The following is a 26,936-nucleotide window of genomic DNA, read 5'->3' on the forward strand; positions in this document are numbered from 1 at the left end:
TGATACGCGTGTCGGGCTTCAGTCTGTGACATTGTAATGCACGGAATCTTGTCATTTCATTATCTCCGCAGTAGAAAAGTGGCAGGAAAACTCGCTTTCATCCAAGCATAGCGCAAATCAGCGGGCCACAAGAGCGGCAAAGCCACGCTCCATATCCTCGCGCAGGTCATCGGCGTGTTCCAGCCCGACACTGATCCGCAGCAAGCCGTCACCGACTCCCGCGGCAGCCCGTGCCTCGGGACTGACCCGGCTATGGGTGGTGCTCGCCGGGTGCGTAATGGTGGTCTTGGCGTCGCCGAGATTGGCGGTCAGGGAAAGCAGGCGCAGGGCGTCGACAAAGGCCCACGCCGCTTTCTGGCCACCGTGCAGATCGAAGGACAGGATGGCGCCCGGCAGGCGCTGCTGACGCGCGGCAAGGGCCTGCTGCGGATGGCTGTCGAGGCCCGGATAATAGACCCGCGCCACTTCCGGCCGTGCCTCCAGCCATTCAGCGATCTTCTGGGCGTTGGCGCAATGGCGCTCCATACGCAGTCCGAGAGTCTCCAGGCCCTTGAGCTGCACCCAGGCATTGAAAGGACTGAGGCTCGGACCCGCCGTCCGCACGAAATTGCGGGGCCCGCTATTGAGCAGTTCGGTACTGCCGCACACCGCGCCCCCCAGGGTTCGCCCCTGCCCATCCAGATATTTGGTGGCGGAGTGGATGACCAGATCGGCGCCAAACTTGAGGGGCTGCTGCAAGGCCGGTGTGCAGAAGCAGTTGTCCACCACCAGCCAGGCATCATGGACGTGAGCCAGATCCGCCAGGGCCTGCATGTCGCCAATCTCGGTGAGCGGATTGGAAGGCGTTTCCAGGAAGAGCATACGGGTATTGGGACGCAGTGCCGCGCGCCACGCCGGCACATCGGCCAGCGGCACAAAGCTGGTCTCCACTCCGAAGCGGCTGAGAATATTGCCGAGCAATTGCACCGTCGTACCAAAAATGGAGCGGGAAGCGACGACATGGTCACCCGCCTTGAGTATCCCCATGAAGGCGGTCAGACAGGCGGCCATACCCGAGGCCGTGGCGACACAGGCTTCCGCCCCCTCCAGCGCGGCAAGCCGTTCTTCAAAGGTGCGTACGGTAGGATTGGTGAAGCGGGCATAGATATTTCCCGGCACCCTTCCGGCGAAGCGGTCTGCGGCTTCTTCTGCCGAGTCGAAGACGAAGCTGGAGGTGGGGAAGATGGCCTCGCTGTGCTCCTGCTCCTGGGTACGGTGAATACCGGCACGGATGGCGATGGTTTCCGGACGCAGCCGGTCCGCCCAGTCGGGGTTGGTATTTTTGGTGTTCATCGCAGCTCCTTGATCAGGTGCAGTTGGCGCGAGCCATGTCCTTCCGGCGTCGGTAACGGATAATCATCGCTGAAGCAGGCATCGCAGAAACCCTGCCCACGCCCACCCACCGCCTCATACAAAGCGTCCAGGGTAATGTAGCCCAGGCTGTCGGCGCCGATGATTTTACGCACCTCTTCGATGCTGTGCTGGGCCGCGATGAGTTGGGAACGATCCGGAGTATCGATGCCGTAATAGCAGGGGCCGATCGTGGGCGGCGCGCTGACCACGAAATGCACCTCGCGCGCGCCGGCGGCCCGCACCAGACTGACGATTTTAGCGCTGGTGGTGCCCCGGACGATGGAATCATCCACCAGAACCACCCGCTTGCCACGCAGTATGTTGGGCTGGGCATTGAGCTTGACCTTAACCCCGAAATCACGACCGCGCTGTGCCGGTTGAATGAAGGTGCGGCCCACATAGTGGTTGCGGATCAGGCCCAACTCGAAGGGCAGACCGGAGGCCTCGGCATAGCCCATGGCCGCCGCAACCCCGGAATCGGGGACCGGCACTACCACGTCTGCGTCCCGCGGATGCAGGCGTGCCAGCGCCTGACCGATACGCTTGCGCGCCGAATATACGTGAATGCCATCCAGCACGCTATCCGGGCGGGCGAAATAGATATATTCAAAGACGCACATACGCCGGCCAACGGACGCAAACGGCTTGCGGCTCTCGATGCCGCTTTTGGAAATGACGATCAGTTCGCCCGGCTCGACATCACGGACAAACTCCGCCCCCATGAGGTCGAGGGCGCAGGTCTCGGAGGCCAGCACAAAGCCGCCGGAGTCGATCAGACGACCCAGCACCAGCGGCCGAAAACCCATAGGGTCGCGTACCCCGATCAACCGGCTCTCGGTCAGGCAAACCAGGGAATAGGCACCGGAAACCTGCTGCAAGGCCGCCGCCAGGCGGGCACCGGCATCTTCGCCCGGAACACGGGCGAGCAGATGAACGATGACCTCGGTATCCATATCGGTATGGAATATGGCCCCCTCCCGCTCCAGCCGGGTGCGGAGTTCCACCGCATTGACCAGATTGCCGTTATGGCCGACGGCAAAGGCACCATGTCGGTAATTGATGAATATCGGCTGGGTATTGCGCAATTCCGAGCCACCCGCAGTCGAATAACGCACATGGCCGATCGCTTGTTCGCCGGGCAGCCTGCTGATCTGTTCCAGTCCAAAGACATCCGCCACCCGCCCCATACCGCGCTGCACAAAGAGCTTACCTCCGTCACCCGAAACGATACCCGCCGACTCCTGTCCCCGGTGTTGCAGGGCATAGAGGCCGAGATACGTCAGGTTGGCGGCTTCGGGATGGCCAAAGACTCCGACGACCCCACATTCATCATGGAAATGATCATCCTCCACGGCATGCTGCATCACATTGTCATTTTGCAAATTTTTGCGACTCCAAATAGGAGACGGCAGGTGCCGTCAACGATTGCGACCAGCGGTTCACCGGCTCCTGTGCCAGCCACGAACTCTCCCACCAGGGGGATCGGGACAGGTCCGAAGACTGCACCAGAGTGACTACGATGGCAATCAGTACCAGTCCCCGTAAAAAACCGAAGAAAGCCCCCAAAAACCGGTCCGTCGCCCCGAAACCAATGCCGTATAATAGCTTACGAACGATAAAAGCGCATAGGGCCCCGACGATCAGGCAGGCAAAAAAAAGGAGGAGAGAGGCTAACGGCACTCGCCAGTCCACAGGGATCTGCGCAGGCAACTGGGGCGCCAGCCAACCGCCGCCCCAGTTCCAGGCCACATAAAACCCACCGACCCATGCCGCCAGGGAAAAAAACTCGCGCACCATTCCGCGGAAAAGGCCCCAGAGTGCAGACAGCACCACCAGCCCCACCGTGGCGGCATCTACCCACAAGATCATGACGGGTCGCTCAACAGCCACGCCATCGGTAACTGTTTGACGAGATGAAAGGAGCCGAAGCAAAGCAAAATATCTCCGGTCGCCAGGGTCGTTCTTGACCGCTCCAGGGCCTGCTCCATGCTGGCATCTGCCGATACCGCCGTTGCCCCCAGCCCCCGGAGGGTATCGCGGAGCTGCAGCATCGACGCCGCACGCGGGGTATCGGTGATCTCCAGTACATGCCAGGCATCCACCCAGTGCAGCAGTGGCGCGAGCGTCCCGGCGATATCCTTGTCGGCGAGCATGCCGACGACGGCGTGACATCGCCCGGAGCCCTTTCGCGCCGCCAGCAACGCCGCCAGTTGCCGCGCTGCCTGCGGGTTGTGGGCGACATCCACCAGCAGATCGGGGCCATCCTTACCCCAGGGCTGAAGCCATTGACAGCGGCCCGGCAATTGCGGCAGCCGCGTCCATGCGGAAACCGCCGCATCGGACACTGGTAATTTCTCCTGCAACAACGACACGGCCGCCAGCGCCAGCGCCAGATTGGCCCATTGTACGGCCCCCTCCCACAAAGGCGGGGGCGCATCTTTCCCGTGCCCAAATCCTGACCATTTCCCGTGCAGGGGGTCAATATGAAAGTCCCGACCCAACCGCTGCAGGGGCACGTCGGCGCGTACCGCCGCCTCCAGCACCGAAGCACAGGGGTCTTCCGTATCCCCATAGAGGGCGGGCACTCCACGACGGAATATACCCGCCTTTTCATGGCCGATGGCTGCGCGATCGGATCCCAGCCAGTCCTGATGGTCCAGATCCACGGTGGTTACGATACTGCAATCCGGGGTAAAGGCGTTGACCGCATCCAGACGTCCCCCCAGGCCGACCTCCAGAATCGCCACGTCGACCCTGGTGGCAAGCATCATCCGTACCGCGGCGAGGGTCGCGATCTCGAAATAGGTGAGCGGGATCTGTCGGACTGTGGCGGCGACTTCCGTGAGTTGCTGATGCCAGAGGGACTCGGGTGCAGACCGGCCATCCAGCCGCAGGCGTTCGGTAAACTGCCAGAGGTGCGGGCTGGTATAAGCGCCGACGCGATAGCCCGCCTGGCGATAGAAGGCCTCCAGATAAACCACCGTGGAGCCCTTGCCATTGGTGCCACCCACCAGCATTACCGGCATGGGCAAACGCGCGGACATCTTCAGCGCCGCCAGAGCGGCCCGCATTCGCTCCAGACCCATGACGATTTGCTCGGGTGGCCCGGCCAGTTCAGCGACCCGGTCGCTGAGAGAATCCGCCAGCAGTGCCACCGGCTACACCCGCTCCCCTGCGCCGCGCTTAATGCGGACTCGGGGCATGGGTCAGCATCCCCAGCATCTCGCTCACCACCGCGCGCATCTGGCGGCGATCGACAATCTGATCGATGGCGCCGTGCTCCAGCAAATATTCCGCGCGTTGAAAACCCTCCGGCAGCTTTTCACGGATGGTCTGCTCGATCACCCGCGGACCGGCAAATCCAATCAGGGCCTTGGGCTCCGCAATCAGAATATCTCCCAGGGTGGCCAGACTGGCGGAGACACCGCCCATGGTCGGATCGGTGAGCACCGAGATGAAGGGCACCCCTGCCTTGGCCAGCCGCTCCACGGCGGCAGAAGTCTTGGCCATCTGCATCAGGGAAAATAGTCCCTCCTGCATCCGTGCCCCGCCACTGGCACTAAAGCAGACCAGTGGACAGCGCTCGGTCAGCGCCGTTTCCGCCGCACGGGCAAAACGGGCTCCCACCACCGATCCCATGCTCCCGCCCATGAACTCGAAGGCAAAAGCGGCAACCACCACCGGGTGCCCTTCCAGGAGGCCGCGCATCACCACCAGGGCGTCTTTCTCTCCGGACTTGGCCTGGGCTTCCTGCAGGCGGTCCTTATAGCGCTTCTGATCCTTGAAGCGCAGGGGATCCACCGGAACGTATTCCTTGGCAATCTCCAGCCGGGGTTCTGCATCGAGGAAGAAATCCAGACGCTGCCGGGCGCTGATCCGTTGATGATGTCCGCAGTGGGGGCAAACGTAAAGATTTTCCTCCAGCTCCGTACGGTAGAGCACCACCTGACAGGTGGGGCACTTGGACCACAAGCCCTCAGGTACGGTGCGCTTGTTCTCGCTCACAACGGAGGCCTCTGCCGAGGTTTTTTTGATTTTGGGTGGCAGTACCCGATCGAACCAGCTCATGCGCCTCTCCTTTCCGTACTCCGGACGGCCTGGGCCAGCGGCTCGACAAAGCGGATGGCCGCCGCAATGGCTTCCTGATCCGTCGCACACGCCGCCAGTTGATCGACCAGTGCACTGCCGACGACCACCGCGTCGGCCCCGGTCGCCACCCGCGCTACCGTCGCTGCATCGCGAATGCCAAAACCGATGGCCACGGGCAGGCCCAGTTGCCGGTGCAGGTGCTGTACCCGCTCCAGAACTTCCGCCCAGTCCGCCTGGGCTGCACCGGTAATACCGCGCAGAGATACATAATATACAAAACCACTGCCCATACTGCGGACGGTCGCCACGCGTTCCGGCCCGCTGGTCGGCGCCAGCAGGAAAATGGGATCGATACCCCGCTGGCGGAGAACGACGGCTTCACCTCGCCCCTCCTCCGGAGTCAGATCCACCAGAATGACACCGTCCACCCCCGCCGTCGCGGCAGCCTCGGCGAACGAGGTTATACCCATGGCTTCCACCGGATTCAGATAACCCATGAGAATGACGGGCGTGTGACTGTTGGTCGTGCGGAATTCGCGCACCCACTCCAGGACCATGCGCAGCTTCACCCCTCGCGCCAGCGCCCGCTCACTGGCGCGCTGGATGCTGGGACCATCGGCCATGGGGTCGGAAAAGGGCATCCCCAGTTCGATGGCATCGGCCCCCGCGGCGACCAGCGCGTGCATCAGGGGCACGGTCGCGGTCAGGGATGGGTCACCCGCCGTCATGAAAGGAATGAGGGCGGCGCGACCCGCATCCCGGAGTTGGACAAACAGCCCGGCGAGACGGCTCATAAATGAATACCCTCCAGGGCGGCGACGGTGTGGATATCCTTATCGCCTCGCCCGGAAAGGTTGACGATAATGGTCTGATCAGAGCGCATGGTGGGCGCCAGGCGGAAGGCGTGAGCCAGCGCATGTGCGCTTTCCAGCGCCGGAATGATGCCCTCGGTGCGGCACAGGCGATGGAAGGCGGCCAGCGCTTCTTCATCGGTAGCCGCCACATACTCTGCCCGACCGGTATCCTTCAGATAGGCATGCTCTGGTCCCACCCCCGGATAATCCAGCCCCGCCGAGATGGAGTGGGTCGGCAGAATCTGCCCGTCTTCGTCTTCCATCAGGTAGGTCCGGTTACCATGCAATACCCCTGGACGTCCGGTGGTCAGGGGGGCGGCGTGTTGTCCGGTGCCAAGGCCCAGACCACCCGCTTCGACGCCGATCATCCGCACCGCCCGGTCTTCGATAAAGGGATAAAACAGGCCAATGGCATTACTCCCCCCCCCCACGCAGGCGATCAGACAATCGGGGAGCCGTCCCGTCAATTCGAGGCACTGCGCCCGCGCTTCATCGCCAATGACCCGGTGAAAGTCCCGCACCATGACCGGATAGGGATGCGGTCCCGCCACCGTTCCGATCACATAAAAAGTGCTTTCGACATTGGTTACCCAGTCCCGCAAAGCTTCGTTGAGCGCATCCTTCAGGGTGCGGGTACCGCTGCTGACCGCCGTCACCTGCGCCCCCAGCAAACGCATGCGAAACACATTGCTGGACTGGCGCTGGATATCTTCCTCGCCCATATACACCAGGCATTCCATGCCATAGCGGGTCGCGACCGTCGCCGTGGCGACACCATGCTGCCCCGCGCCCGTCTCGGCGATTACCCGTTTTTTGCCCATACGCCGGGCGAGCAGCGCCTGACCCACGGCATTATTGATTTTGTGCGCGCCGGTGTGGTTGAGGTCCTCCCGCTTGAGGTAAATTTGCGCTCCACCCAACTCCCTGGAAAGGCGCCCGGCATGATAGAGTGGATTGGGACGACCGACGAACTGGCGCAGTTCACTGTGCAGCTCGGCACGAAACTCCGGATCCCGCTGCGCCTCCTGGTAGGCACGCTCCAGTTCCTCCAGCGCCGGAATCAGGGTTTCTGCAACGAAACGCCCGCCGTAAGGACCATAGTGTCCGAACGCGTCCGGCAAAGCATAAGTTCCCATTCTCTCTCCCTCAGGTACCGCGCACCCGTGCGACAAACCGTGCCATTTTGTCATGATCTTTGCGTCCGGGCGACAGTTCCACCCCGCTGCTCACATCTACCGCATAAGGCCGGGCGATGGCGATGGCCTCAGCAACATTTTCGGCATGCAGCCCACCAGCCAGAATCAATGGCTTACCCAGATCCGGCAGTCGCCACCAGTCAAAACTTCGGCCCGAGCCCCCCCAGACGCCCGGCGCGGCGCAGTCCAGCAGCAGTCCCTGCGCGTCGTGATAGGCGTCCACCGCCGGCCGCAGGTCTTGCGCTGCAGTCACCCGCAACACCTTGATGTAGGGACGGCCGAATCCCCGGCAAAGGGATGGCGATTCATCACCATGAAATTGCAGGACATCCAGAGGGCACTGCTGCAGCGTAGCGGCCACATCGGCAGCTTCCGCGTTGACGAAAAGGCCGACGCGCGTGACGAACGGCGGCAGTGCAGCAAGAATTTTCCGGGCACGCACGGCATCCAGAGCCCGCGGACTGCTACGGTAGAACACCAGCCCGACGGCATCCGCGCCGGCGGCGGCCGCCGCGCGGGCGTCCTCCGTGTTCGTGATACCACATATCTTGATCCGCACCATCGGCACATTCTAACACTGCGGCCGGCAGAAAGCATGAGCGCCGCCGACCGGCGGCCCCCGTCAATCGCCCGTCAGGAAACCGGCGTCCATTGCATCCACCGGCAGCCCGAACTCCGCAGGATAACGCGGCGCCACGAAATAAAGCCCACCCGGCGGGGCCGTAACGCCGGCCCGACAGCGATCGCGACTGGCCAGCACCTCCGCCGCCCAGTCCACGGGCCGGTCAGCCTTGCCGATGGCGATCAGCACACCCACAAGATTACGCACCATGTGATGCAGGAAACCGTTGGCCTCGGCATCGACGGCAATCAGATCGCCCCGCCGGACGACCCGAAGCTGGCACAAATTCCGTACAGGACTTTTGGCCTGGCAGGCGGCGGCGCGAAAAGCGGAAAAATCATGGGTGCCCAGCAGGGTTTGCGCCGCTGCCTGCATGGCCTCCACATCCAGGGGGCTGTATATCCAGGCGGTGTGATTCCGCCATAGGGCGGATTTCTCGCGACGATTGAGAATCACATAACGATAACGCCGGGCCGTAGCGGAGAAACGGGCGTGGAAGCTATCCGGGACGACCCGGGCCCAACGCAGCGCCACCCCCGCGGGTAATGCGGTATTGGCACCACGCACCCAGGCCTCGGGACGCCGCAGCACCGGGCTGTCGAAATGCACCACCTGACACAGGGCATGCACCCCCGTATCGGTTCGCCCGGCGACGACGACAGAGATTGGGCACTGGGCCACCCGACTCAACGCCGCCTCAACAACACCTTGTACACTGTCCTGATCCAACTGGCGTTGCCAGCCACAGAATCCGTTGCCATCGTATTCAAGGCCCAGTGCCCAACGGGTGCCTCTCGGCTCTGCAAACTGCTCCACCGTCAGGCCGGGTTAAAGACTTCCCAACAACTGCCGGGCTTCTTCCCGATGGGCGCCGCTGTCTTCCCGGATCAGTTCTTCGAGCAGATCGCGTGCCGATTCACCGTCACCCATCTCCACATAGGCTTTGGCCAGGTCAAGTTTGGTGCCCATGGCATCCCAATCCGCAACATCCACACCGCCAGACGGCGCTCCGACGGCGGGAGGCCCGGCAGGCGCCGGAGCAGATACCGAGACGTCCGGTGCCAGTTCCAGTACCGGTTTTGTCCGAGGTCCCGGGGCCCCAGTTTCCGCCCCTGCTTCCTCCATCAACCGGAACTGCTCATCGATATCCTGCAGGAGACGGGCCTTTTCCGCCGCCGGGAAAGCGTTCAATGCTTCTCCTGCCGCAGACCCCGCAGGAGTATGGTCGAAGTGGAAATCCAGCACATCCAGAGGCTCCAGCGCCGGGGACACCTCCCCGGGGGCAGGCTGGTCTACCCCGACGACCGGGGCGGAAGCGACCACCGCCCCCTCGTCGGAGATGGCGAAGAGCGCGTTACCGGGAAAGAGTCGCGCCCCTTGTGCGGCCACTTCCTGCCACGCCCCATTGTGCGGCCCGAAACGCCCCCGCATACGTTCGGCGAGATCCAGATATTCCTCGTGGCGATCCAGATTGGCATAAATGTCGAGCAGCTTGACGTACAGCTCCTTTCGCCGCGGATTTTCTTCGAGGGCGTCATTGAGCACGGCGACCGCCTGTTCCGCCTTACCGTAGGTCAGGTAAAGATCGGCTTGTTCGACGGGATCGATTTCGGCGGCACCGGCATGGGGCACTCCGGCGCCTCTGACATGATCCGCAGACGGGGCGGCACCGGCCTGGGCAGCCGCGCTGCCCCCGGCAGTGACGACCGCCAAGGGCGCTGGTGCAGTAGCGGCAGCCACCGGGGCAGGCGCCCCGGATTGAGGTGGCGCTGCGGGCGCTTTAGGCGCAGTGCTCAAAACGGAAACCCGCTGGGAAATCTCTCGCTGACGTTGTTCCGCCTCTTTTTGGCGACGCCACATCCAGATGAACAGGGCGAGCAGCAAAAGATTTCCGCCCAGCGACAGGATCAACGGAAGACTGTTGTTGCCCTCCGCCCGGGAAAGGGCGGCAAGCTGCGCGCCCTGAGCGGCCAGCAGGCGCTCCTCCGCGCTCAGACGCTGCCCCAGGCCGGCCACTTCCGCCGTCAGCTTCTGATTATCCCTGCGGAGCATGGCATCCGGCGTCTGCAGCGGGCTGGCCGGGGGTGCCACGCTGGCTACGGGAGCGGTCACCGCTGCGGCAGGGGCGCTGGAAAGCACCAGATGCGTCGCGCTCCCGGCGGGTTTGACCGCAGTTGCCGCAGAAACGGCCGGCGCGCTGACGGGAGCCGCGCTCGTTACAGCAGCGGAGGCCGTCGGCGCAGTCGCCACCGCAACGACCGACAGTTTGTTCGCCGTCTGTCGGGCAGACAACCAGGCGCTGGCCTGTGCGGGTGAAGCAGACTGCACCTGGGCCAGACTGGGCACCGTCAACATGGTTCCGGCATAGAGGTAATCGGGATTACCGCCCTTGAAGGCCTGCGGGTTGGCCTTCAGCAGCGCCGCCATGACCTGATCGATGGTGACCGCATTACTGTTGACAATGGACTGCGCGGCCTGAAAAAGAGAGCCGTTGACCGGTACCGGGCCATAACGGCTGACTCTTGCCCAGCCGTGATAGAGGGGTGCGGCAGCCGTATGGCGGGTGGGCCGCGGCGTTATCGGGGAGGCGATGGACTGCGGAACGGACGCCGGCGGCGCGGCGGCGGGGACCACGTTATTCGCGATACCGGATGCCGTATACTCCCGGACCATCTGTCCTCCGGACCAATCGAGCCGCACCAGGAAATGCAATTCCGGCTGGGCGAGCGGCAAGGGACTGTTGATCAGTATCGCCGGCCTATCACCGCTGCGCACCGTAAAATGCCAGTGATCCAGTGCGCCCGATCTGGGAAGATCGATCATCGCGAAGTCGCTGGCCCGCGCGAGTCCGACGCTGAGGTTCGCTTCGCCTTTGGGGTTCAACGACTGTAGGGGAATCTCCGCGCGAAAGGGCTCCCCCGGCGCGGAGAGCACCCGCAGCTCACCGAGTCCCAGCGCCTGCGCCATACCCGGCAAAAGCAAACCAATGCCGGCCATGGTCAACAACCACCTGTTCTTATTCATCGATATCTTCCTCATTTGGGTAACGCCAGCGCACTACGGCGAGGTCTGTCGCCGATGACGTTTTTATAGATAGTCGCGAATCAGCAACTCTGCAATCTGGATGCTGTTCAGTGCCGCGCCCTTGCGGATATTGTCCGCAACCACCCAGAAATTGATGCCCCGTACATGGGAGCAGTCGCCGCGAATGCGGCCTACATAGGTGGCGTCCTGGCCGGCTGCATCCAGTGCTGAGGGCCATGCACCCGCGCCACGATCATCCACGACGACGATGCCCGGGGCCTTTTCCAGCAGCGCGCGGACGGCCTCCGGCGTGATGGGCTCGCGGGTTACCACGTTGACCGCTTCAGAATGGCCGTAAAATACCGGCACCCGCACACAGGTAGCGGTCAGGGCAATGTCCGGCATCTCCAGGATTTTGCGGGTCTCCCAGAGCATTTTCATCTCTTCCTTGGTATAGCCATTGTCCTGGAAGACATCGATCTGGGGCAGGCAGTTGAAGGCAATCCGCTTGGGAAACACCTCGGCAACTCCCTCCTCGTGACGAAAGATCGCCAGGGTTTGCTGGCCCAGTTCTTCGATGGCCCGCCGACCCGCACCGCTGACCGCCTGATACGTCGCGACCACCACCCGCTCGATGCCCGCCGCATCGGCAATGGGCTTCAGCGCCAGCAGCATCTGGATAGTCGAGCAATTGGGGTTGGCGATGATACCGTGACGCCGGTAATCGGCAATCCGTTGCGGGTTCACTTCGGGCACCACCAGCGGGATTTCATCGTCATAGCGGAACTGAGAGGTGTTGTCGATGACCACACACCCGGCAGCCACCGCCTTCGGCGCGTACTCCGCGCTGACCTTGGCTCCGGCGGAAAACAGACCGATATCGGCCTGCGACCAATCGAACGTCGCCGCATCCTGTACCAGCACCTGCTGGCCGTTGAAGGGCAGACGTCCGCCCGCCGAGTGGTTGCTGGCCAACAGATAGAGCTTATCCACTGGAAACTTCCGCTGCTCGAGAATCTGCAGCATGACCTCGCCGACGGCACCGGTAGCGCCCAGGATGACTACGTTGTATCGTGATTTTTGCATCTGCGTATCAATCCTTGAAGTTCAGGGCGTCGACCACCGCGGCACCCATGGCTTTGGTGCCGATCACCGGCGCTCCCGGCGCCGCGATATCTGCAGTACGCAGGCCTTGATCCAGTACTCGCTGCACCGCCGCCTCCACCCGCTGCGCCCAGAGCTCGGCACCGAGAGAATACCGCAGCATCATCGCCACGGACAGAATCGTGGCTAAGGGATTCGCCTTGTCCTGCCCGGCTATGTCCGGCGCCGAGCCGTGGATGGGCTCATACATCGCCCGGCCCTCGCCCAGTGAGGCCGAGGGCAGCATGCCGATGGAGCCGGTCAACTGACTAGCCTCGTCAGAAAGAATGTCACCGAACATGTTGCCGGTCAGCAGCACATCGAACTGTGCCGGGGCACGGATTAGTTGCATGGCGGCATTATCCACATACATGTGACTGAGCTGCACATCGGGATAGTCCTGCGCCACCTCGGTGACCACCTCGCGCCACAAACGTGTGGTCTCCAGGACATTGGCCTTGTCCACCGAGCACAACTGCTTGCGACGCCCCTGGGCAGCGCGGAAGGCCACATGGGCGATGCGGCGGATTTCATCCTCGTCATAGACCATGGTGTTAAAGCCGCGACGCTTGCCATCGACCACTTCCAGACCACGCGGCTGACCGAAGTAGATATCCCCGGTCAGCTCGCGCACCACCAGGATGTCGACATCGCGCACCAGCTCCGGGCGTAACGGGGAAGCATCCAGCAACTGCGGAAAAATCTGCGCGGGACGCAGGTTCGCATAGAGATCCAGCCCCTTGCGCAGGCGCAGCAATCCCTGTTCCGGGCGTTTGGCGGGCGGATATGCGTCCCAGCGGGGGCCGCCCACCGCCCCCAGAATGACCGCATCCGCCTCCAGAGCCAACTGCAAGGAGGCGGCCGGCAAGGGATCATCGCTGGCATCCAGCGCCGCGCCGCCCACCAGGCCCTCGCTGCAGTGCAGGCCGAGCCGCGCGGCCTGATCCACGGCATCCAGCACTTGCCGGGCAGCCGCCACGATTTCCGGACCAATGCCGTCACCCGCAAATATGGCTATTTTTTTCATACCAGATCCTTGTTTCATCACGACGCCAATAATAAAAGGGTTTTCCGCCCCAAAGAATTATGGAAGGATAGCATAGGCATTGCCAGCAAGGCACGACACCCGTGGACCCGTTCATCCGTACCCCAACCCCCGCAAACCCGCCCGATGCGCAGGACGCGGTGCACCCGTTGCCGGTCACCGGCATCATCCTCGCCGGGGGCGCCGGTCGTCGCATGGGTGGTGCGGATAAAGGCTGGCTGGACTGGCAGGGAAAACCCCTGATTGAGCGGGCCATCGCCATCCTGCACGGGGATTGTACCGACATCGTCATCAGCGCCAACCGCAATATGGACCGTTATGCACAATGGGGATATCGTGTCGTCTCTGATCTTCAGGCAGACTTTCAGGGCCCGCTCATGGGCCTGGCCGCCGGTATGCATGCCGCGACACAAGCCTGGGTGGCCAGCATCCCCGTAGACAGTCCCTGTTTACCCCCGGATATCGTGCGCCGTATGTGGCAGGCCAAAGGCGGGCATGACCTGGTGGTGGTGCGCAGCGCCGACCATTGGCATGCTGTCATCTGCCTGTGTCGCCGCGATCTGCTGGCCGACCTGCAGCGTTATCTGGACGGCGGTGGGCGGCGGGCGCAAGGCTGGTTCCGGGACCTGTCTTTTGCCGGTCTCACTCTACCCGCCGACCTGCTGCGCAACTATAACCGTCCGGAGGATATGACATGAAAGCGCTCGGTGTAGTAGGATACAGCGGTAGTGGCAAGACCACCCTGCTCTGCGCCCTGATTCCCCTGCTACGCGGATATGGATTGAGGGTCGCGGTGGTCAAGTCGACCCACCATGACGTGGACTGGGACGCGCCCGGAAAGGACAGTTACCGTCTGCGGGAGGCAGGGGCGGATGTGGTCTTACTACAGGGCCCGAAACGCTGGTTTATGACCAGGCCTGCGCCGACGGAAGTCAGTCTGGAGACCATCCGCGCCAGCCTGCAACCACTGCCGGACCTTCTCCTGATGGAGGGGAACAAGGCGCTGGCGGTGCCGAAAATCGAAGTGCATCGACGGGGTCTCGGGCGTCCCCTGCTTGCGCCGGATGACCCCTGCATCATGGCCGTGGCGACAGATGGCGTTCTGGACATTCCCTGCGTTCAACTGGACCTGAATACGCCGTCCGCCATCGCGCAATTCATCCGGCAATGGATAAAAAAGGAAGATTGAACATGGCTCACTGTTGTAGCGGTAATGAACGTGATTCCCTGGCCAAAAGTGTCACCGATGCACGGGATGCCATCCTCGCGGCCAGCCTGCCGGTGCAAGGCACCGAAAATGTCCATCTCGGCAATGCGCTGGGACGGGTACTGGCCATGGACATTCATGCCCCTGCCGACGTGCCCGCCTGGTCCAATTCGGCCATGGATGGCTACGCCCTGCGCAGCATGGACGACGATGCCATACGACGCATCATCGGCCAGTCTTTTGCCGGACATCCCTTCAAGGGGCGTGTCGGTGCCGACGAGTGCGTACGCATCATGACCGGTGCCGTGGTTCCCGAAGGCGCGGATGCCGTCCTCGTTCAGGAGGAGGCAGAAGTCCATGCTGACCGGAAGATCACCCCCCAGACAGTCAGCAAGGCGGGCGCGAATATCCGCCAGCCCGGTGAGGACCTGCAGGCCGGAGCCCTGGCTCTGGAAGCCGGAACCTGGCTGCGTCCCGCCCAAATCGGGCTGCTCGCCAGTCTGGGCATTGCCGAACTGGCCGTATATCGCCGTCTGCGGGTCGCATTTATCTCCACTGGCGACGAGTTACGCCCGCTGGGCGGCGCGCTGGCTCCCGGGCAAATCTACGACAGTAACCGTTACGCCCTGCACGGCATGCTGGAACGTCTCGACTGTGAAATCCTCGATCTCGGCCGCATCGCCGACGATCCTGAGTCCATCGAAGCGGCCCTGCACAGCGCCGCAACCGTGGCCGACGTGGTGATCAGCACCGGCGGCGTCTCCGTCGGCGACGCCGACTACATCGCCGCACTCCTCGGCCGTCTCGGCACCATCCACTTCTGGAAAATAAACATGAAACCAGGGCGTCCACTGGCTTTCGGGCAACTCGGCAACGCCACCTTCTTCGGTCTGCCCGGCAACCCCGTCTCCGCCATGGTGACTTTTTACCAGTTTGTACGCCCCAGCATCCTCAAGCGCATGGGCAAAGCGGCACCCTGGACCCCTCCGCTGCTACAGCTTCCTTTGGCACAGGATCTCCAGAAAAAGCCCGGACGCACCGATTTCCAGCGTGGTCACCTGCTGCAAACCCCCGCCGGACTGCAGGTGGCGGGAATTGGTCAGCAGGCTTCCCATATCATGAGTGGAATGGCCCATGCCGACTGTCTGATCATTCTTGCGGCCGAAGCCGGGCACGCCAAGGCTGGCAGCCTGGTGGACGTGCAGATACTGGAAGGGCTCGTCTGAATCCGCGCTCAATCCAGACCGTGCCGCGCCGTATAGGGCGTCGAGTGGCTGAGATGAAAGCGGAAATTGTCCGCGTAGAGTTGCTGTAACGCCGGATTCCCCCGGAATATCAGGAGATTTTCGGCATTGGCCTGCTCCGCTGCCTTGCTGAAATTGAAGCTACCGGTGATCAGCGTCCCCGAATCGATCACCATCACCTTGTTGTGAGCGATGGCGTGCTGGTCGTCGATGTACACGGGCACCCCCTGATTGGCAAAAAAATCCGCCACCGAATATTTCTGGGTGCGCTGGCTCCTGTCCAACACCACCTTCACGTCGACGCCTCTTTTGGCGGCATGGAGCACGGCCCTGGCAATCGGCGCACTGGTGAAGCTATAGGCCTGCACCCAGACCCGCTGCCTTGCCTCGCCGACCGCCTGCACAATGGCCGCCGTCGCCCCGCCTGGCGGCGAGAACGCCACCTCGATCGTCCCCTGCGCTGGCACCGTTACGGGCGTGTGCGGCAGTGCGGCGGTGGCCGCTGACCACTGATTTTGCCCCCAGCTTTTCAGCCATTGCCAGCCGGATCCATCGGCCTGTGCCCCTGCCGCAAAAAACGCCAGCAACAGTCCACAAACCGGCATAATGCTCGACCGCTTCACTCCAGCCATGAACGCTCCTGCTCATTGTTATCTTGGCTCGATAGGACCTGAAACGCGACGAGGCCAAATCGCCCAAAAATCTCCTGAATGACACTATGTCATTTTACGGGTAAATAAGCCATAAGGGCGTATGGGTGTGCTTCATGAATCAGTAAACGAATCTGTTCCATGGGAATCACTCCATGGAGCGCGGAATTTTCCCCCAATATAACGTCACGCAGTCTTGCCAGACTCCACATGTTCAACCATTGTGGGATGTTATTCGATGGAGTTGGTGGAGGCAGGTATTGTACCTGATATTTGCCCTTAGAAAGTTTTGCCAGTTTGGCGGCCTCCTGAATGGCTTGCGGCATGCCCCCGAGTGCATTGACCAACCCAAGGTGATAGGCGTCCAGGCCACTCCAGGCGCGACCCTGGGCATCGTGTTCAACTTTATTTGTTGGGATATGTCTGGCATTGGCCACCAGGTTTACGAAGTCAGCGTATGTATTGTCTACCATGGCCTGAAGTGCTTTTTGAACGTTTTTACCCAGGGGTGAAAATGGGGACATGGCGTTGGCATTCCTCGTAGTGGCTATCCCGGAATAGTGAATGCCCAGTTTTTTTAGCAGCCCCGCATAATTCGGAAATAGTGCGAACACACCAATATCGGCAGTCAGCGTGGTGGGGTGTGCATAGATACGATCTGCTGCAGTTGAGAGCCAGTAAGCACCCGAGGCACCTAAGGTGCCCATGCTGACGATAACCGGTTTGTGCGCCTTGCGTATGCGTAAAATAGCTGCACGAATCGCTTGGGCAGCGTTTACATCGCCACCCGGACTATTGACCTGCAAAACCACTGCCTTGACGGAGGCTTCATGACCTACGCGATCCAACTGTTTGATCGTGGCTTGGGCAGCGACTACTCCTGGGAGGGGGGCATCTCCGGTTACGAGCATTCCGTCAATGGGTACGACCGCGATTTTGGCGCTGGCGGTTGTGGATGGTTTGGTTGCCGCCAGATAGGCATGCAACCCAATCTTTTTGATGTGTTTAGGAGGTTGTTTGAGTGCGGCGGCAACCGCCTGTCTGAAAGCGTGCTCATCGCCGATACGAGTGATCAGCCCTTGCTTCAGGGCAAGTTCCGCAGCATTTCCTTGATAATTTTCTAAGAGTTCAGGCAACTGATCTGCATAACGGCTGACCAGTGTGGCCTTCAGCCCACGACCCTTGGCGACATCTTGCAGATAAGTATCCCACCACACCTTCAGCCAGGCGGCATTTTCTACCTGCGCAGACTTGGACATATGCGTCAGGGTAAGAGGCTCCATGGCGGATTTATATTTACCTTGCCGAAAGGAATACACCGTGATTCCCAACTTGTCCAGCAATCCTTTGAAGTATAAACCACGCGTCGAAAATCCTGTGATCAGGACCGTACCCAGCCTGGGCATGTAAATATGGTTGGCCTGGGCGGCCAGTAAATAAGCATCCTGGGAATAGTCGGGCGCATAGGCATAAATGGGTTTACCATGAGCGCGAAAACGCTGAAGAGCCCGTGCTACGGTGTCTAGCTGGGTGATACTCCCCCCACCAAAGTCACTTAAATTCAATTCCAGCAGGTGGATACGCGCGTCCGTGGAGGCACGATCAATGGCTTGAACCATCTGTCTAATGGAAACACCTGCAGGTTTTCGCCCGTCAAGATGATCGAGCGCACGAGTCTGCCAGGATTCGTTTCGGCTGTAAAACAAGGAGCCCTGGGGAGCGACAAGCAATGCAGCATCATCGGGGACGGCAACCTGGTAGAACAGTTTATAGGCAAGAAAGGCGATAAGGAACAACAGAATGGCGAGCGTCAGCAGGTTGAGAATTCCTATGCGTAGCCAGTGCAAAGCGCGGCCCAGCCAAATGAAGGGGAGAAGCAATATGCGCATGGTCAATCATCCCATCTGCAGCAATGAATTTTGGGGTTCCAGCGAGGCAACAAAGAACCCTACGTGTGACCAGTATATAATATTTTGGTTTTTGGGACGGACGTATTACCTACTGGTACCGTTCCTGATAGTAAACCGACTAGCTCAAGCATGAAGGGGATCCCTCCGCCGCTTCGGAAAGAACCGTATTGGACGATATGGGGCCGTTCACGAGCCGACCTCCGCCGGAACCAGCAGGGCGACGGGAAAGCAAGCCAACGTCCGGGCAAGAGAAAGGCGAGGCTTGTCTCCGGCGGCATCGGGGCGCACCGTCTCGCCCGTGAACAGGTTTTCCCATGCCGCGGCCGGGTTGGGGAGCTCGATCCCGGTATCGGTCCATACCGCCTCACCTACCGGCAGGCGTTTTTCGTCGCCGAGGAGGGTGGCGAACCAGCGGGTGGCGATGGTGATCACGGTGCGCCCGTTCGCCTGCCGTGCAAAGGCCACTGCGTGGTCGGCCTGGGCACCCGTGACGGCAAGGGGTAGGTAGGCGCCGCCGGCAAAGACCTCGGGGAATCGGTGCCGCGCCTCCAGTGCCCGCCAAGTGACAAAGAGCTTGGCGCGACCGTCCTCCGGATGCTCCATCAGATCCTGCGCGAGGCGCGCTCCGTCCCGCCCGCGGGCGACAGCCCTCAGCCGGTGCAGCAGGTCCCGCCGGCGCCGGTAGTCCACGGGGCGGCGGTTGTCCGGGTCCACGAGGCTGAAGTCCCACACTTCGGTCCCCTGGTAGATGTCGGGTACGCCCGGCGCCGTAAGCTTCAATAGCTGCTGGGACAGGCCGTTCCACAGCCCGAAGCGGGCGACTCGGGCCTGGAACGGGAGAAAATCGGCGAGGAAGGGGTTGCGGCCGGTGCGGTCGAGCATGGCCATGACGAAGTAATCCAGGGCCTCTTCGTAAGCAAGGTTGGGGTTCAGCCAGGAGGTGTGGGTCTTGGCCTCCTTCACTGCCTTGAGCATATAACGCAGGACCCGCTCACGGAGATCGTCGAAGGCGCGCTCGCCAGGGGATTCGAGGGGCCAGACGCCGAGCAGGGTCTGGTAGAACAGGTACTCGTCATTGCGGCTCGGTGCCGGAATGCCATCCACCATCCGCTTGTGCCGGCGGGCGAAGCGCGCCCAACGTCCCACCCTTTTCCGCCATTCGTCGGTGAGTTCGGAGAGGACGTCGATGCGGGCCCGCACGTCCTCGCTGCGTTTGGTGTCGTGGGTGGAGGTCGTCAGCATGGCGTATGGCCATTTCTGGGCCCGTTCCTGGTTGGCGCGATGAAAGGCGGCCGGAGTGGTCCCGAAACGTCGCGGGTCACCGCCGACCTCGTTCAGGGACACCAGCCGGTGATAGCGGTAGAAGGCCGTGTCCTCCTGGGCCTTGGCCATGACCGGGGCCGTGTACTGCTGGAGTTTCAAGGCGAAGCGGGCCGCCCGCCGGCGCCGCGAGGCCTCCGGCGCGCCGGTGTCTTCCAACAGGATGCGGCGGATGAAGTCGAAGATGCTCACGTCCCCCGGGCTGCGTTTTTTTGCCTGTGCCACCGCCGCTTCCACGTAGCGGCGGTCGTCTTCGGAGACCCGATTGGCGGCGATATAGCTACGGTACACCGGGAAACAGGCCACGAGCATGGCCACGGCGCCGCGGCAGCCGTTACGGGTGAAGTCGCGGGTGTGCCGGTCGCTTTGGGCGATGCCGTCGAGCATGTCGGCGAGCATGGTGAGTTCCGAGGAGAGTTGCGCCTCCATGACCAGTTGCTTGCATTGGAAGAGCATTTCCGCGAAATCGCCGCGTTGTCCGATGAATCGGGCATAAATGCGATCCAAGTCCCGCTGCGCCGCCGGGTTGACGAAGAGGTCGTTGACCGCGTTGGCGAAGTCATAGCCGGTGGTCCCCTGCACCGGCCAGCCGTCCACCAGCCGTTCCGGACCGATCAGGATCTTTTCCGCCACGAGGTAGAAATCGGGGGCCGTGCCGCCGCCCGCTGGTTCGGCCCGCTCCGCCAGCGCCGCATGGATCTCCATCCGGAGCCGCGTGAAATAGCCGGCTGGGTCGTACAGACCGTCGGCATGGTCGATGCGCAGGCCGTCCAGCTTGCCCTCGGCCACCAGTTGGAGCACCAGGCGATGGGTGGCGGCGAACACCTCGGGCCGCTCCATCCGCAGGCCGGCGAGGTCGTTGATGTCGAAAAAGCGGCGATAATTGATCTCGTCCGCGGCGACCCGCCAATACGCGAGGCGGTAGGCCTGCCCTTCCAGGACCTCGTGGAGCCGGTCGAAGGTGGCCACCTCGCCCGGCTCGCCGTTCAGGGATGCCACGTTCTCTTCGATGAAGGCCCCGATCCGGGGTTCGGCGGTGCAGAGCTCCGCCAGGTGGCGCTTGTGGACCTCCTTGTCGCGGCGCCGCTCCTCCAGTTTGGCGGCCGCCGTCTCTCGGCGCGCGGGGAGATGGGTGAAGGCGGTGCTGAGGCTTTGGTATTCGGCCAGCCTGGGCTGGTCGGCGCCCAACCGCTCCTTCAACCGTTCCAGCCCATATTCAAGGATGCCGGGATAGGTACGCGGATCCAGCGGGAAGCGGTGCTGCAGGTACCAGACGCTGAACTCCCCTCGCTGCGCGTCGAAGGCCAGATGCAACTCGCCGTTTTCGAGCAGGTCGCCGTAGTAGCCGCCCAGGAAGGGAACCAGGACCTTGCCGCGCAGCGCCTTCTCGTGGGGATGCCAGTCAATATCGAAGAAATCCGCGTAGGGGGATGCCTGGCCGTTTTCCAGCAGATCCAGCCACCAGGCGTTGTCGTCACCGCCCACGCCCATGTGGTTGGGTACGAAGTCCAGGATATGGCCCAAGCCATGGCGAGCGAGGGCGGTGACAAAGCGACCGAAGCTCCGGTCGTCGCCGATCTCGGGGTTGAGGGCGTTGTGGTCGACGATGTCGTAGCCGTGCGGGCTGCCACTGCGGGCCTTGAGGTAGGGGGATGCGTAGCAATGGGACACGCCCAGTTCCTGCAGATAGGGCACGAGGGCCACCGCATCGTCGAAGGTGAATTGGCGATTGAACTGGAGCCGGTAGCTTGCGCGGGGAATGGGATCAGGGGCCATGGATTTCAGTGGCCGAACGGCGATGTTCCGTCCACGGCGACCTCGGCGTCATGGGGGGCACACAGGAAGAAAGCCACCGCCCAGGGTGCGAAGGAGCCGTCGGGTCCGGATGCCGCTGGTGTGGCGTAAAGCTGCTTGCCGGTGGGAAGGCGAAGGTGGGCGGCCGGCTCCGCGTCCAGGTTGGCGACGACCACCAGGACGATCCTATCGGCGAGGCGCCAGCGTGCCGTCACGCCGCCTTTGCCGAAATGGGCCGCCACCGCCCCCTCCACGGTGACGCCGGCCAGACGCGGCACCAGCTCGCGCTGGCGAAGGGCGAGCAGCTCGCGATGCAGGGCCAGCCAGGCTCGGTGCGTTTCCTGCTCCCTTTCGCGCCAGTCGAGCCGGGCGGACCGGAAGGTCGCCGGGTCGCTGGGATCGGGGATGCGGGCGCGGCCAGCGGCGTCGGCGAAGTCCGGGAAGCGTGCGAACTCGCGCAGCCGGCCTTCCCGCACCTGCGGCGCGAGGTCGGGTCCCAGGTCGCAGAAGAACGGGAATGGGCGCCGGCTGCCCCACTCCTGGCCCATGAAGAGCAATGGCGGGGCCGGCGCCAGCAACAGCAGCACCGTCGCCGCCCGCACGGCCTCCGGCGTTGCGAGGGTCGCCAGACGATCGCCGAAGGCCCGGTTGCCCACCTGGTCGTGGTTCTGGAGAAAGCCGATGAAGGCGGTGACCGGGAGACCGGCACTCGGCTCGCCGCGGCGCCGCCCGTGGTAGACGGACCAGGCACCCTGGAAGGCGAAGCCTTCGGCCAGGCAGCGGGCGAGGAGCCCATGGGGATCGTCGGCGAAGTCCCCGTAGTAGCCCTCCGCCTCACCGGTCAGGATGACGTGGAGGGCGTGGTGGAAATCATCGTTCCATTGGGCGGCATATATGCGCCGTGAACCCTCCGGGACCAGGTAGTGGGCGCTGTTGCGGTCATCCTCCAGCATCAGGTGTATGGGGCGGTGCGGAAAGCGCCGGGCGACCGCCGCGCCCAGCTCCTCGATGATGTCCGGGTCCGAGTCGTCGCAGATGGCATGCACGGCGTCGAGGCGCAGGCCGTCCATGTGAAACTCTTCCAGCCAGTACAGGGCGTTGTGGATGAAAAACGCGCGCACCGTGCGGCTTCCGGGGCCATCGAAATTGATGGCCGCCCCCCAGGGGGTGTGGTGGCGGTCGGTGAAGAAGGCGGGGGCGTAATGGGACAGATAATTTCCCACGGGTCCGAAATGGTTGTACACGACGTCGAGGAATACCATGAGGCCACGCCGGTGAGCTCCCTGCACCAGGCGTTTCAGGTCGTCGGGCGTGCCGTAGCGCCGATCCGGCGCGAAGGGCAGCGCCCCGTTGTAGCCCCAGTCCCGCTCGCCGGGAAAGTCCGCCACGGGCATGAGCTCCAGGGCCGTGACGCCCAGCCCGGCCAGCTGGTCCAGGCGCGCGGTGATCCCGCCGAAAGTGCCCTCGGACGAGAAGGTGCCGGTATGCAGCTCGTAGATCACGGCCTCTTCCCAGGGCCGCCCCCGCCAATGGCCGTCTTCCCAGGCAAAGGCAGCGGGGTCCACCAGCAGGCTCGGGCCGTGAACATCGTCGAGCTGGGCGCGGGATGCGGGGTCCGGGACGACGAGGTCCCTATTGATGCGATAGGCATAAGCGGTCCCCGGAGCCGCCCCCGTTTCCAGCGCGAACCAACCCTCGGTCTCCGGCCGCATAGGCGTGTACCGTACCCCTGTGCCGTGCGGGAGCTGGAGTTCCACCGTTCCCGCCGCAGGTGCCCAGAGCCGGAACCGCCAGCGCCCGTCTTCGAGGCGCTGGGCGCCGAAAGGCATGTCGTGGCGGCACATCGCTTTCCCCTCCTGGGCGGTCAACCGAGTTCGATCCGTTCGGTGGTCCCGTGCAGCAGGCCGACCGCCAGGGCCAGGTACTCGCGCAACTGGCGCGTCAACAGGAAGTTCTCCCGCACGAAGCGCCGCCCTTGCCTCCCCATGCTGCGGATCAGCCTGGGGTTGCGCAGGAGGTAGCGGATCCGCAGGGCCGCCCCTTCCGGCGAGTTCACCAGGAACCCGGTGTAGTAGTCGACCACCTGCAGGCGGATACCGCCGGTGTCGCCGCCGATGACGGGCTTGTCCTTCCACATCGCTTCGGTGACCGCGAGGCCGAAACCTTCCCGCAGGGACTTCTGCAGGACGATGTCCGCCAGACGCTGGAGAGCGTTGATGGTGCGGTGGGCGTCGGGCGGCAGGGCCAGGACGTGGATGTCCGGGTCCCCCTGGGCCGCGGCCTGCACTTCGGCGAGCATGACGCTGCCTTCCGGGTCGTCGTCGGCGCTTCCGCCCGCCAGCACGAGTTGCAGCTCGGGCACGTAGGTCTTGGCCAGGCGGTAGGCGTTGATCACGCCGATGGGGTCCTTGAAGCGGTCGAAACGGGAAATCTGCGCGACGAGGGGCCGCTCGGGATCGATCTGAAAGCGCCGGGCTACCGCCTTGATCTCCCGTTGGGACAAATTGACATTTTTGTCGCTGAGCGGGTCGATGCTGGGGGGGATGATGTATTGGGGGTTGGGCAGGGGCTGGGCGAAGCCGGCCAGGGAGAACACCGTGGCGTCGTACTCCGCCACATGGCGCCGCAGATAACGCCAGACCGGACGATAGGGATGGCTCGCCTCGATGTGGCAGCGCCATACCCATTTGCCCTTGCGGTCGTTCAGGTAATGGATCAGCGGCGCGGGCTGGGGGTCGTGAATGAAGACGATATCGGCATCGGTGAGCAGGGAACCGAGCCTCTCGGCATTCTCCCGGTTGGTTTCTTCGTAGACCCGCAGCAGGGCTTCACGGATGGGGAACGGGCTGCCTTGCATGGCATTATGCATGGTCTTGGTGCACTCGTAGAAAGAAGGGCTTCCGGTGATGACCTCCCAGCGGGCGTCGATCTCCAGTTCGCGGGTGAGGGGCACCAGCTTGTCCAGGATTTCGGCAACACCTCCACCGACCCGTGTGGAATTCACATGGACCATCTGCTTGCCGGCCAGGGGCCGGGCCAACTGGCGGAGGTGGTCGACGGCATCCTCGCCGACGACACGCGCGTATTTGTCAAGCAGCATGGCCATCCTCCAATTCTGCGGCGAAAATGGTCGAGATCTGGTCCCGCAAGGTCCCGAGTGTCGCGAAATAAGGGTCCACACGGGTGAGACCGTCGCGCAGCCGCTGTCCCATGTCGCCAAAGTCCGAGAGCCAGGCGCTGAAGTCGTCGCCGGCCTCGGGTACCCGCCGACGCGCGTCGATGAAGTGGTAAAACAGGCTGCTTACGGGCAAGGTCGGGAGTATGGCGAGCAGTTCGGCGGGGGTGGACACCCGCTTGTCCGTACTGAAGACCACGATCTGCGAACGCATGAACTGGAAGGGCTGGGCCGCCGGCATCCAGTGCAGGTAATCCGCCTCGTCCAGCCGTTCGTCGATGATTTCGAGGAGATCGAAGCGCAGTTCGGAAAGATCGGGATATTCCCGGGGGTCCAGCATGGCCATGCGCTCGGCCAGCCTGGCGTCGTGAAGGCTGTGCAAGACCCAACCGGCAAAATCGTTATTGTACTCCCGCTCCCCGAAACGTGGTTGCAGCAAGCTGCCCCAGAAATGGTAATAGATACTGGCCTCCCCCACGCTTTCGAGCCCGCCACGCAGTTCCGACAGGGTATACACGCGCCGCCCCGTGGCGATGGCGAGGAGGGCGCAGTCCTTGACGGCGAACTCCGATGGCGGGTCCTGCGCGGTGCCGACGCCGTTCTCCATGGGTATCCCTCCTGAAGCAGACCAGCCATACCGGAGCCCGCTCCGCAGATCAGAATCTTTAATCATTAGGATAGCACATGGCCCCACTCCCCTTCCCTGGCCGTAGGGTACGGCCTTGGCCCTTTGCGGCCTCGCTCTCTACCTATTCTGAGAACATTTCCTCGTCCCCATGTCACCGACCGGCAATACGGAGCCACCGAAGGGCGGCGTAATGACGCCATTTCAAAGTACCTGAAATGCGTCGTCCTCGGATGGAGACGGCTGCGCCAGCAGTTAATGGGGTAACCAGCACTCGATCATCCTCAGGCGTGGGTGCACCTACTTCTTGAAATGGCGCTGAAACCACGCCAAGGCCAGGCTTGCGGCCTCTTCCAAGGTGCCTGGCTCCTCAAAAAGATGGGTGGCGCCGGGAACAATGACCATCTGCTTCTCTGCCCGCAGCTCGGCGTAGGCCGTTTCATTCATGCCGATGACCACATCGTCGAGACCACCGACGATCAGGAGGGTAGGAGCCGTCACCCGGGAGATGGCCGGTCCGGTCAGATCAGGCCTCCCGCCGCGGGAGACCACAGCAGCGATAGCGTCACCAAATTGGGCGGCTGCGCGCAAGGCTGCCGCAGCGCCGGTGCTGGCACCGAAATAACCCAGGGGCAGGCCCGCTGCCTCCGGCTGTCGCTGTGTCCAGCGGGTAGCTAAAGCCAGGCGCTCGCTCAGCAGACCGATATCGAAGCGGGTGGCATATACCCGATCCTCCTCTTCGGTCAGCAGATCAAAGAGCAAGGTAGCAATACCGCCGTCACGCAGCACCTGCGCCACGTAATTATTCCTGGGACTTAGGCGGCTGCTGCCGCTGCCGTGAGCAAAGAGCACCAGGCCGAGGGCGTTTTCGGGAATCACCCAGTTGCCTTCCAATCTCAACCCTTCTGCCGAAATGTGAACGGACCGTTCTGACCCTACCATGCCTTACCTCCCGTTGACCGATCAACTCGCTCATGACAACAATGGTCACGGCCAATCGTGCCAAAAATCCGGGCGTCATCCCAAAACCCCTGCATAGCAGCCAGAATACAGCAGGTAAATGCTGCATCCGACACGCACGGCGGAGCGGTTTGCGGGCGCAATTACTCCACTTTCACTTCAATGGCATTATGCTTCGCCCGAGCACTTTTGGGCACCTGAAGATTCAGCATACCATCCTTGAACGTGGCTTTTATGTTGGATTCGTCAACATTATCTGGCAGCGTAAAGCTACGGATGAAACTTCCGTAGTATCGCTCGATTCTATGAAATTTTTTCCCTTTCTCCTCCTTCTCCTGCTTCCGTTCCCCCTGGATGGTAAGCACCCCTTTATCCACACTGACTTTGACATCTTCTTTCTTGACCTCAGGTATTTCGGCCTTGATCAGGAACTCGTTATCAGTCTCGCTGATATCAACGCGGGGCGACCAATCACCCGCTGTTATGAGTTCCTGACGCCGGGAAGGCCAACCCATCGACATTACATAGCGGTCGAACATGTCGTCTATTTCACGCAGTGGTTCCCATTTCATAAGTGCCATGTTATTGCTCCTGAATGATGCGGGACGGGGCCCTCACCTTGCAGGATCGCCCGCGTTCTGTCCGGCAAGGCCTGGCGCTGCGCTGTTGAATCTCAACGCCAGTCC

At 62.5% G+C, this 26,936-nt stretch carries 23 protein-coding genes; 3 read left to right on the plus strand and 20 right to left on the minus strand.

Annotated elements, in window-relative coordinates:
* Positions 1 to 117: 117 nt before the first annotated feature.
* The 12 genes from AFE_RS09520 to leuB form a co-directional block, all read right to left on the minus strand.
* Positions 118 to 1,332 carry an O-succinylhomoserine sulfhydrylase gene (locus tag AFE_RS09520; RefSeq protein ID WP_012536942.1) on the minus strand — a complete coding sequence of 405 codons (1,215 nt, stop codon included), beginning with the start codon at positions 1,330 to 1,332 and terminating at the stop codon, positions 118 to 120.
* Positions 1,329 to 2,774 (minus strand): amidophosphoribosyltransferase, encoded by a 1,446-nt coding sequence (purF, locus tag AFE_RS09525; protein WP_012536943.1) that lies wholly within the window; start codon positions 2,772 to 2,774, stop codon positions 1,329 to 1,331. The genes AFE_RS09520 and purF overlap by 4 nt, the downstream gene beginning before the upstream one ends.
* Positions 2,764 to 3,261, minus strand: a complete 498-nt coding sequence (locus tag AFE_RS09530) for a CvpA family protein (RefSeq protein ID WP_012536944.1) — start codon at positions 3,259 to 3,261, stop codon at positions 2,764 to 2,766. The genes purF and AFE_RS09530 overlap by 11 nt, the downstream gene beginning before the upstream one ends.
* On the minus strand, positions 3,258 to 4,547 hold the full coding sequence (locus AFE_RS09535) for a bifunctional folylpolyglutamate synthase/dihydrofolate synthase (protein ID WP_012536945.1): 1,290 nt from the start codon (positions 4,545 to 4,547) through the stop codon (positions 3,258 to 3,260). Before AFE_RS09535 ends, AFE_RS09530 begins: the two co-directional genes overlap by 4 nt.
* 28 nt (positions 4,548 to 4,575) lie before the next feature.
* On the minus strand, positions 4,576 to 5,460 hold the full coding sequence (gene accD / locus AFE_RS09540) for an acetyl-CoA carboxylase, carboxyltransferase subunit beta (RefSeq protein WP_012536946.1): 885 nt from the start codon (positions 5,458 to 5,460) through the stop codon (positions 4,576 to 4,578).
* On the minus strand, positions 5,457 to 6,275 hold the full coding sequence (trpA, locus tag AFE_RS09545; RefSeq protein WP_009567136.1) for a tryptophan synthase subunit alpha: 819 nt from the start codon (positions 6,273 to 6,275) through the stop codon (positions 5,457 to 5,459). Before trpA ends, accD begins: the two co-directional genes overlap by 4 nt.
* Positions 6,272 to 7,471, minus strand: coding sequence for a tryptophan synthase subunit beta (gene trpB, locus AFE_RS09550; protein WP_012536947.1), 1,200 nt, complete (start codon positions 7,469 to 7,471; stop codon positions 6,272 to 6,274). Before trpB ends, trpA begins: the two co-directional genes overlap by 4 nt.
* Positions 7,472 to 7,481: 10 nt before the next feature.
* Entirely contained in the window at positions 7,482 to 8,093 is a 612-nt protein-coding gene (locus tag AFE_RS09555; protein WP_012536948.1) for a phosphoribosylanthranilate isomerase, read from the minus strand.
* A gap of 60 nt (positions 8,094 to 8,153) precedes the next feature.
* A complete protein-coding gene (gene truA, locus AFE_RS09560) occupies positions 8,154 to 8,969 on the minus strand; it encodes a tRNA pseudouridine(38-40) synthase TruA (RefSeq protein WP_012536949.1) in 816 nt (271 codons plus the stop codon).
* Positions 8,970 to 8,981: 12 nt separating this feature from the next.
* Positions 8,982 to 11,177, minus strand: a complete 2,196-nt coding sequence (locus tag AFE_RS09565; RefSeq protein ID WP_009564641.1) for a FimV/HubP family polar landmark protein — start codon at positions 11,175 to 11,177, stop codon at positions 8,982 to 8,984.
* 63 nt (positions 11,178 to 11,240) lie between these two features.
* Entirely contained in the window at positions 11,241 to 12,263 is a 1,023-nt protein-coding gene (locus tag AFE_RS09570; protein ID WP_012536950.1) for an aspartate-semialdehyde dehydrogenase, read from the minus strand.
* Between the two features lie 7 nt (positions 12,264 to 12,270).
* Positions 12,271 to 13,347: a 3-isopropylmalate dehydrogenase gene (leuB, locus tag AFE_RS09575; protein ID WP_012536951.1), complete on the minus strand. Its 1,077-nt coding sequence runs from the start codon at positions 13,345 to 13,347 to the stop codon at positions 12,271 to 12,273.
* 101 nt (positions 13,348 to 13,448) lie between these two features.
* Here leuB and mobA point away from each other — a divergent pair, with 101 nt between their 5' ends.
* Genes mobA through moeA form a run of 3 tightly spaced genes read left to right on the plus strand, consistent with a single transcriptional unit; the run spans position 13,449 to position 15,798 of the window.
* Positions 13,449 to 14,063, plus strand: a complete 615-nt coding sequence (mobA, locus tag AFE_RS09580) for a molybdenum cofactor guanylyltransferase MobA (RefSeq protein WP_009567445.1) — start codon at positions 13,449 to 13,451, stop codon at positions 14,061 to 14,063.
* Positions 14,060 to 14,554, plus strand: a complete 495-nt coding sequence (gene mobB, locus AFE_RS09585; RefSeq protein WP_012536952.1) for a molybdopterin-guanine dinucleotide biosynthesis protein B — start codon at positions 14,060 to 14,062, stop codon at positions 14,552 to 14,554. Before mobA ends, mobB begins: the two co-directional genes overlap by 4 nt.
* A 2-nt stretch (positions 14,555 to 14,556) precedes the next feature.
* Positions 14,557 to 15,798: a molybdopterin molybdotransferase MoeA gene (gene moeA / locus AFE_RS09590; RefSeq protein WP_012536953.1), complete on the plus strand. Its 1,242-nt coding sequence runs from the start codon at positions 14,557 to 14,559 to the stop codon at positions 15,796 to 15,798.
* Between the two features lie 8 nt (positions 15,799 to 15,806).
* On the opposite strand, the gene AFE_RS09595 is transcribed toward moeA, so the two are convergent.
* From AFE_RS09595 to AFE_RS09630, 8 genes are all read right to left on the minus strand, one after another.
* Entirely contained in the window at positions 15,807 to 16,448 is a 642-nt protein-coding gene (locus AFE_RS09595; protein ID WP_012536954.1) for a phospholipase D family nuclease, read from the minus strand.
* A gap of 89 nt (positions 16,449 to 16,537) precedes the next feature.
* The gene (gene sppA, locus AFE_RS09600) at positions 16,538 to 18,355 is read right to left on the minus strand and encodes a signal peptide peptidase SppA (RefSeq protein WP_012536955.1); all 1,818 of its coding nucleotides are present in this window, start codon (positions 18,353 to 18,355) and stop codon (positions 16,538 to 16,540) included.
* 207 nt (positions 18,356 to 18,562) lie between these two features.
* Positions 18,563 to 21,472, minus strand: coding sequence for a malto-oligosyltrehalose synthase (gene treY, locus AFE_RS09605; protein WP_012536956.1), 2,910 nt, complete (start codon positions 21,470 to 21,472; stop codon positions 18,563 to 18,565).
* Positions 21,473 to 21,477: 5 nt separating this feature from the next.
* Entirely contained in the window at positions 21,478 to 23,358 is a 1,881-nt protein-coding gene (gene treZ / locus AFE_RS09610; RefSeq protein ID WP_225487046.1) for a malto-oligosyltrehalose trehalohydrolase, read from the minus strand.
* The gene (locus AFE_RS09615; protein WP_226833834.1) at positions 23,355 to 24,503 is read right to left on the minus strand and encodes a glycosyltransferase; all 1,149 of its coding nucleotides are present in this window, start codon (positions 24,501 to 24,503) and stop codon (positions 23,355 to 23,357) included. The genes treZ and AFE_RS09615 overlap by 4 nt, the downstream gene beginning before the upstream one ends.
* Before the next feature lie 76 nt (positions 24,504 to 24,579).
* Positions 24,580 to 25,272 carry a DUF5752 family protein gene (locus tag AFE_RS09620; RefSeq protein ID WP_012536959.1) on the minus strand — a complete coding sequence of 231 codons (693 nt, stop codon included), beginning with the start codon at positions 25,270 to 25,272 and terminating at the stop codon, positions 24,580 to 24,582.
* 318 nt (positions 25,273 to 25,590) lie between these two features.
* Positions 25,591 to 26,232: a dienelactone hydrolase family protein gene (locus AFE_RS09625; RefSeq protein ID WP_012536960.1), complete on the minus strand. Its 642-nt coding sequence runs from the start codon at positions 26,230 to 26,232 to the stop codon at positions 25,591 to 25,593.
* Positions 26,233 to 26,393: 161 nt separating this feature from the next.
* Positions 26,394 to 26,831 (minus strand): Hsp20/alpha crystallin family protein, encoded by a 438-nt coding sequence (locus AFE_RS09630; protein ID WP_009567699.1) that lies wholly within the window; start codon positions 26,829 to 26,831, stop codon positions 26,394 to 26,396.
* Between the last annotated feature and the right edge of the window lie 105 nt (positions 26,832 to 26,936).

Origin of the sequence: Acidithiobacillus ferrooxidans ATCC 23270, assembly GCF_000021485.1 — a bacterium.
Classification (GTDB): Bacteria; Pseudomonadota; Gammaproteobacteria; order Acidithiobacillales; family Acidithiobacillaceae; genus Acidithiobacillus; species Acidithiobacillus ferrooxidans.

Coding starts and splice junctions, on each gene's coding strand:
- trpB (WP_012536947.1), bottom strand. CDS start 7,471: ATGGGAACTTATGCTTTGCCGGACGCGTTCGGACACTATGGTCCTTAC.
- AFE_RS09565 (WP_009564641.1), bottom strand. CDS start 11,177: ATGAATAAGAACAGGTGGTTGTTGACCATGGCCGGCATTGGTTTGCTT.
- AFE_RS09520 (WP_012536942.1), bottom strand. CDS start 1,332: ATGAACACCAAAAATACCAACCCCGACTGGGCGGACCGGCTGCGTCCG.
- AFE_RS09625 (WP_012536960.1), bottom strand. CDS start 26,232: ATGGTAGGGTCAGAACGGTCCGTTCACATTTCGGCAGAAGGGTTGAGA.
- treY (WP_012536956.1), bottom strand. CDS start 21,472: ATGGCCCCTGATCCCATTCCCCGCGCAAGCTACCGGCTCCAGTTCAAT.
- AFE_RS09615 (WP_226833834.1), bottom strand. CDS start 24,503: ATGGTCCATGTGAATTCCACACGGGTCGGTGGAGGTGTTGCCGAAATC.
- mobB (WP_012536952.1), top strand. CDS start 14,060: ATGAAAGCGCTCGGTGTAGTAGGATACAGCGGTAGTGGCAAGACCACC.
- AFE_RS09595 (WP_012536954.1), bottom strand. CDS start 16,448: ATGGCTGGAGTGAAGCGGTCGAGCATTATGCCGGTTTGTGGACTGTTG.
- AFE_RS09555 (WP_012536948.1), bottom strand. CDS start 8,093: ATGGTGCGGATCAAGATATGTGGTATCACGAACACGGAGGACGCCCGC.
- AFE_RS09530 (WP_012536944.1), bottom strand. CDS start 3,261: ATGATCTTGTGGGTAGATGCCGCCACGGTGGGGCTGGTGGTGCTGTCT.
- AFE_RS09630 (WP_009567699.1), bottom strand. CDS start 26,831: ATGGCACTTATGAAATGGGAACCACTGCGTGAAATAGACGACATGTTC.
- AFE_RS09620 (WP_012536959.1), bottom strand. CDS start 25,272: ATGGAGAACGGCGTCGGCACCGCGCAGGACCCGCCATCGGAGTTCGCC.
- leuB (WP_012536951.1), bottom strand. CDS start 13,347: ATGAAAAAAATAGCCATATTTGCGGGTGACGGCATTGGTCCGGAAATC.
- accD (WP_012536946.1), bottom strand. CDS start 5,460: ATGAGCTGGTTCGATCGGGTACTGCCACCCAAAATCAAAAAAACCTCG.
- AFE_RS09570 (WP_012536950.1), bottom strand. CDS start 12,263: ATGCAAAAATCACGATACAACGTAGTCATCCTGGGCGCTACCGGTGCC.
- moeA (WP_012536953.1), top strand. CDS start 14,557: ATGGCTCACTGTTGTAGCGGTAATGAACGTGATTCCCTGGCCAAAAGT.
- trpA (WP_009567136.1), bottom strand. CDS start 6,275: ATGAGCCGTCTCGCCGGGCTGTTTGTCCAACTCCGGGATGCGGGTCGC.
- sppA (WP_012536955.1), bottom strand. CDS start 18,355: ATGCGCATATTGCTTCTCCCCTTCATTTGGCTGGGCCGCGCTTTGCAC.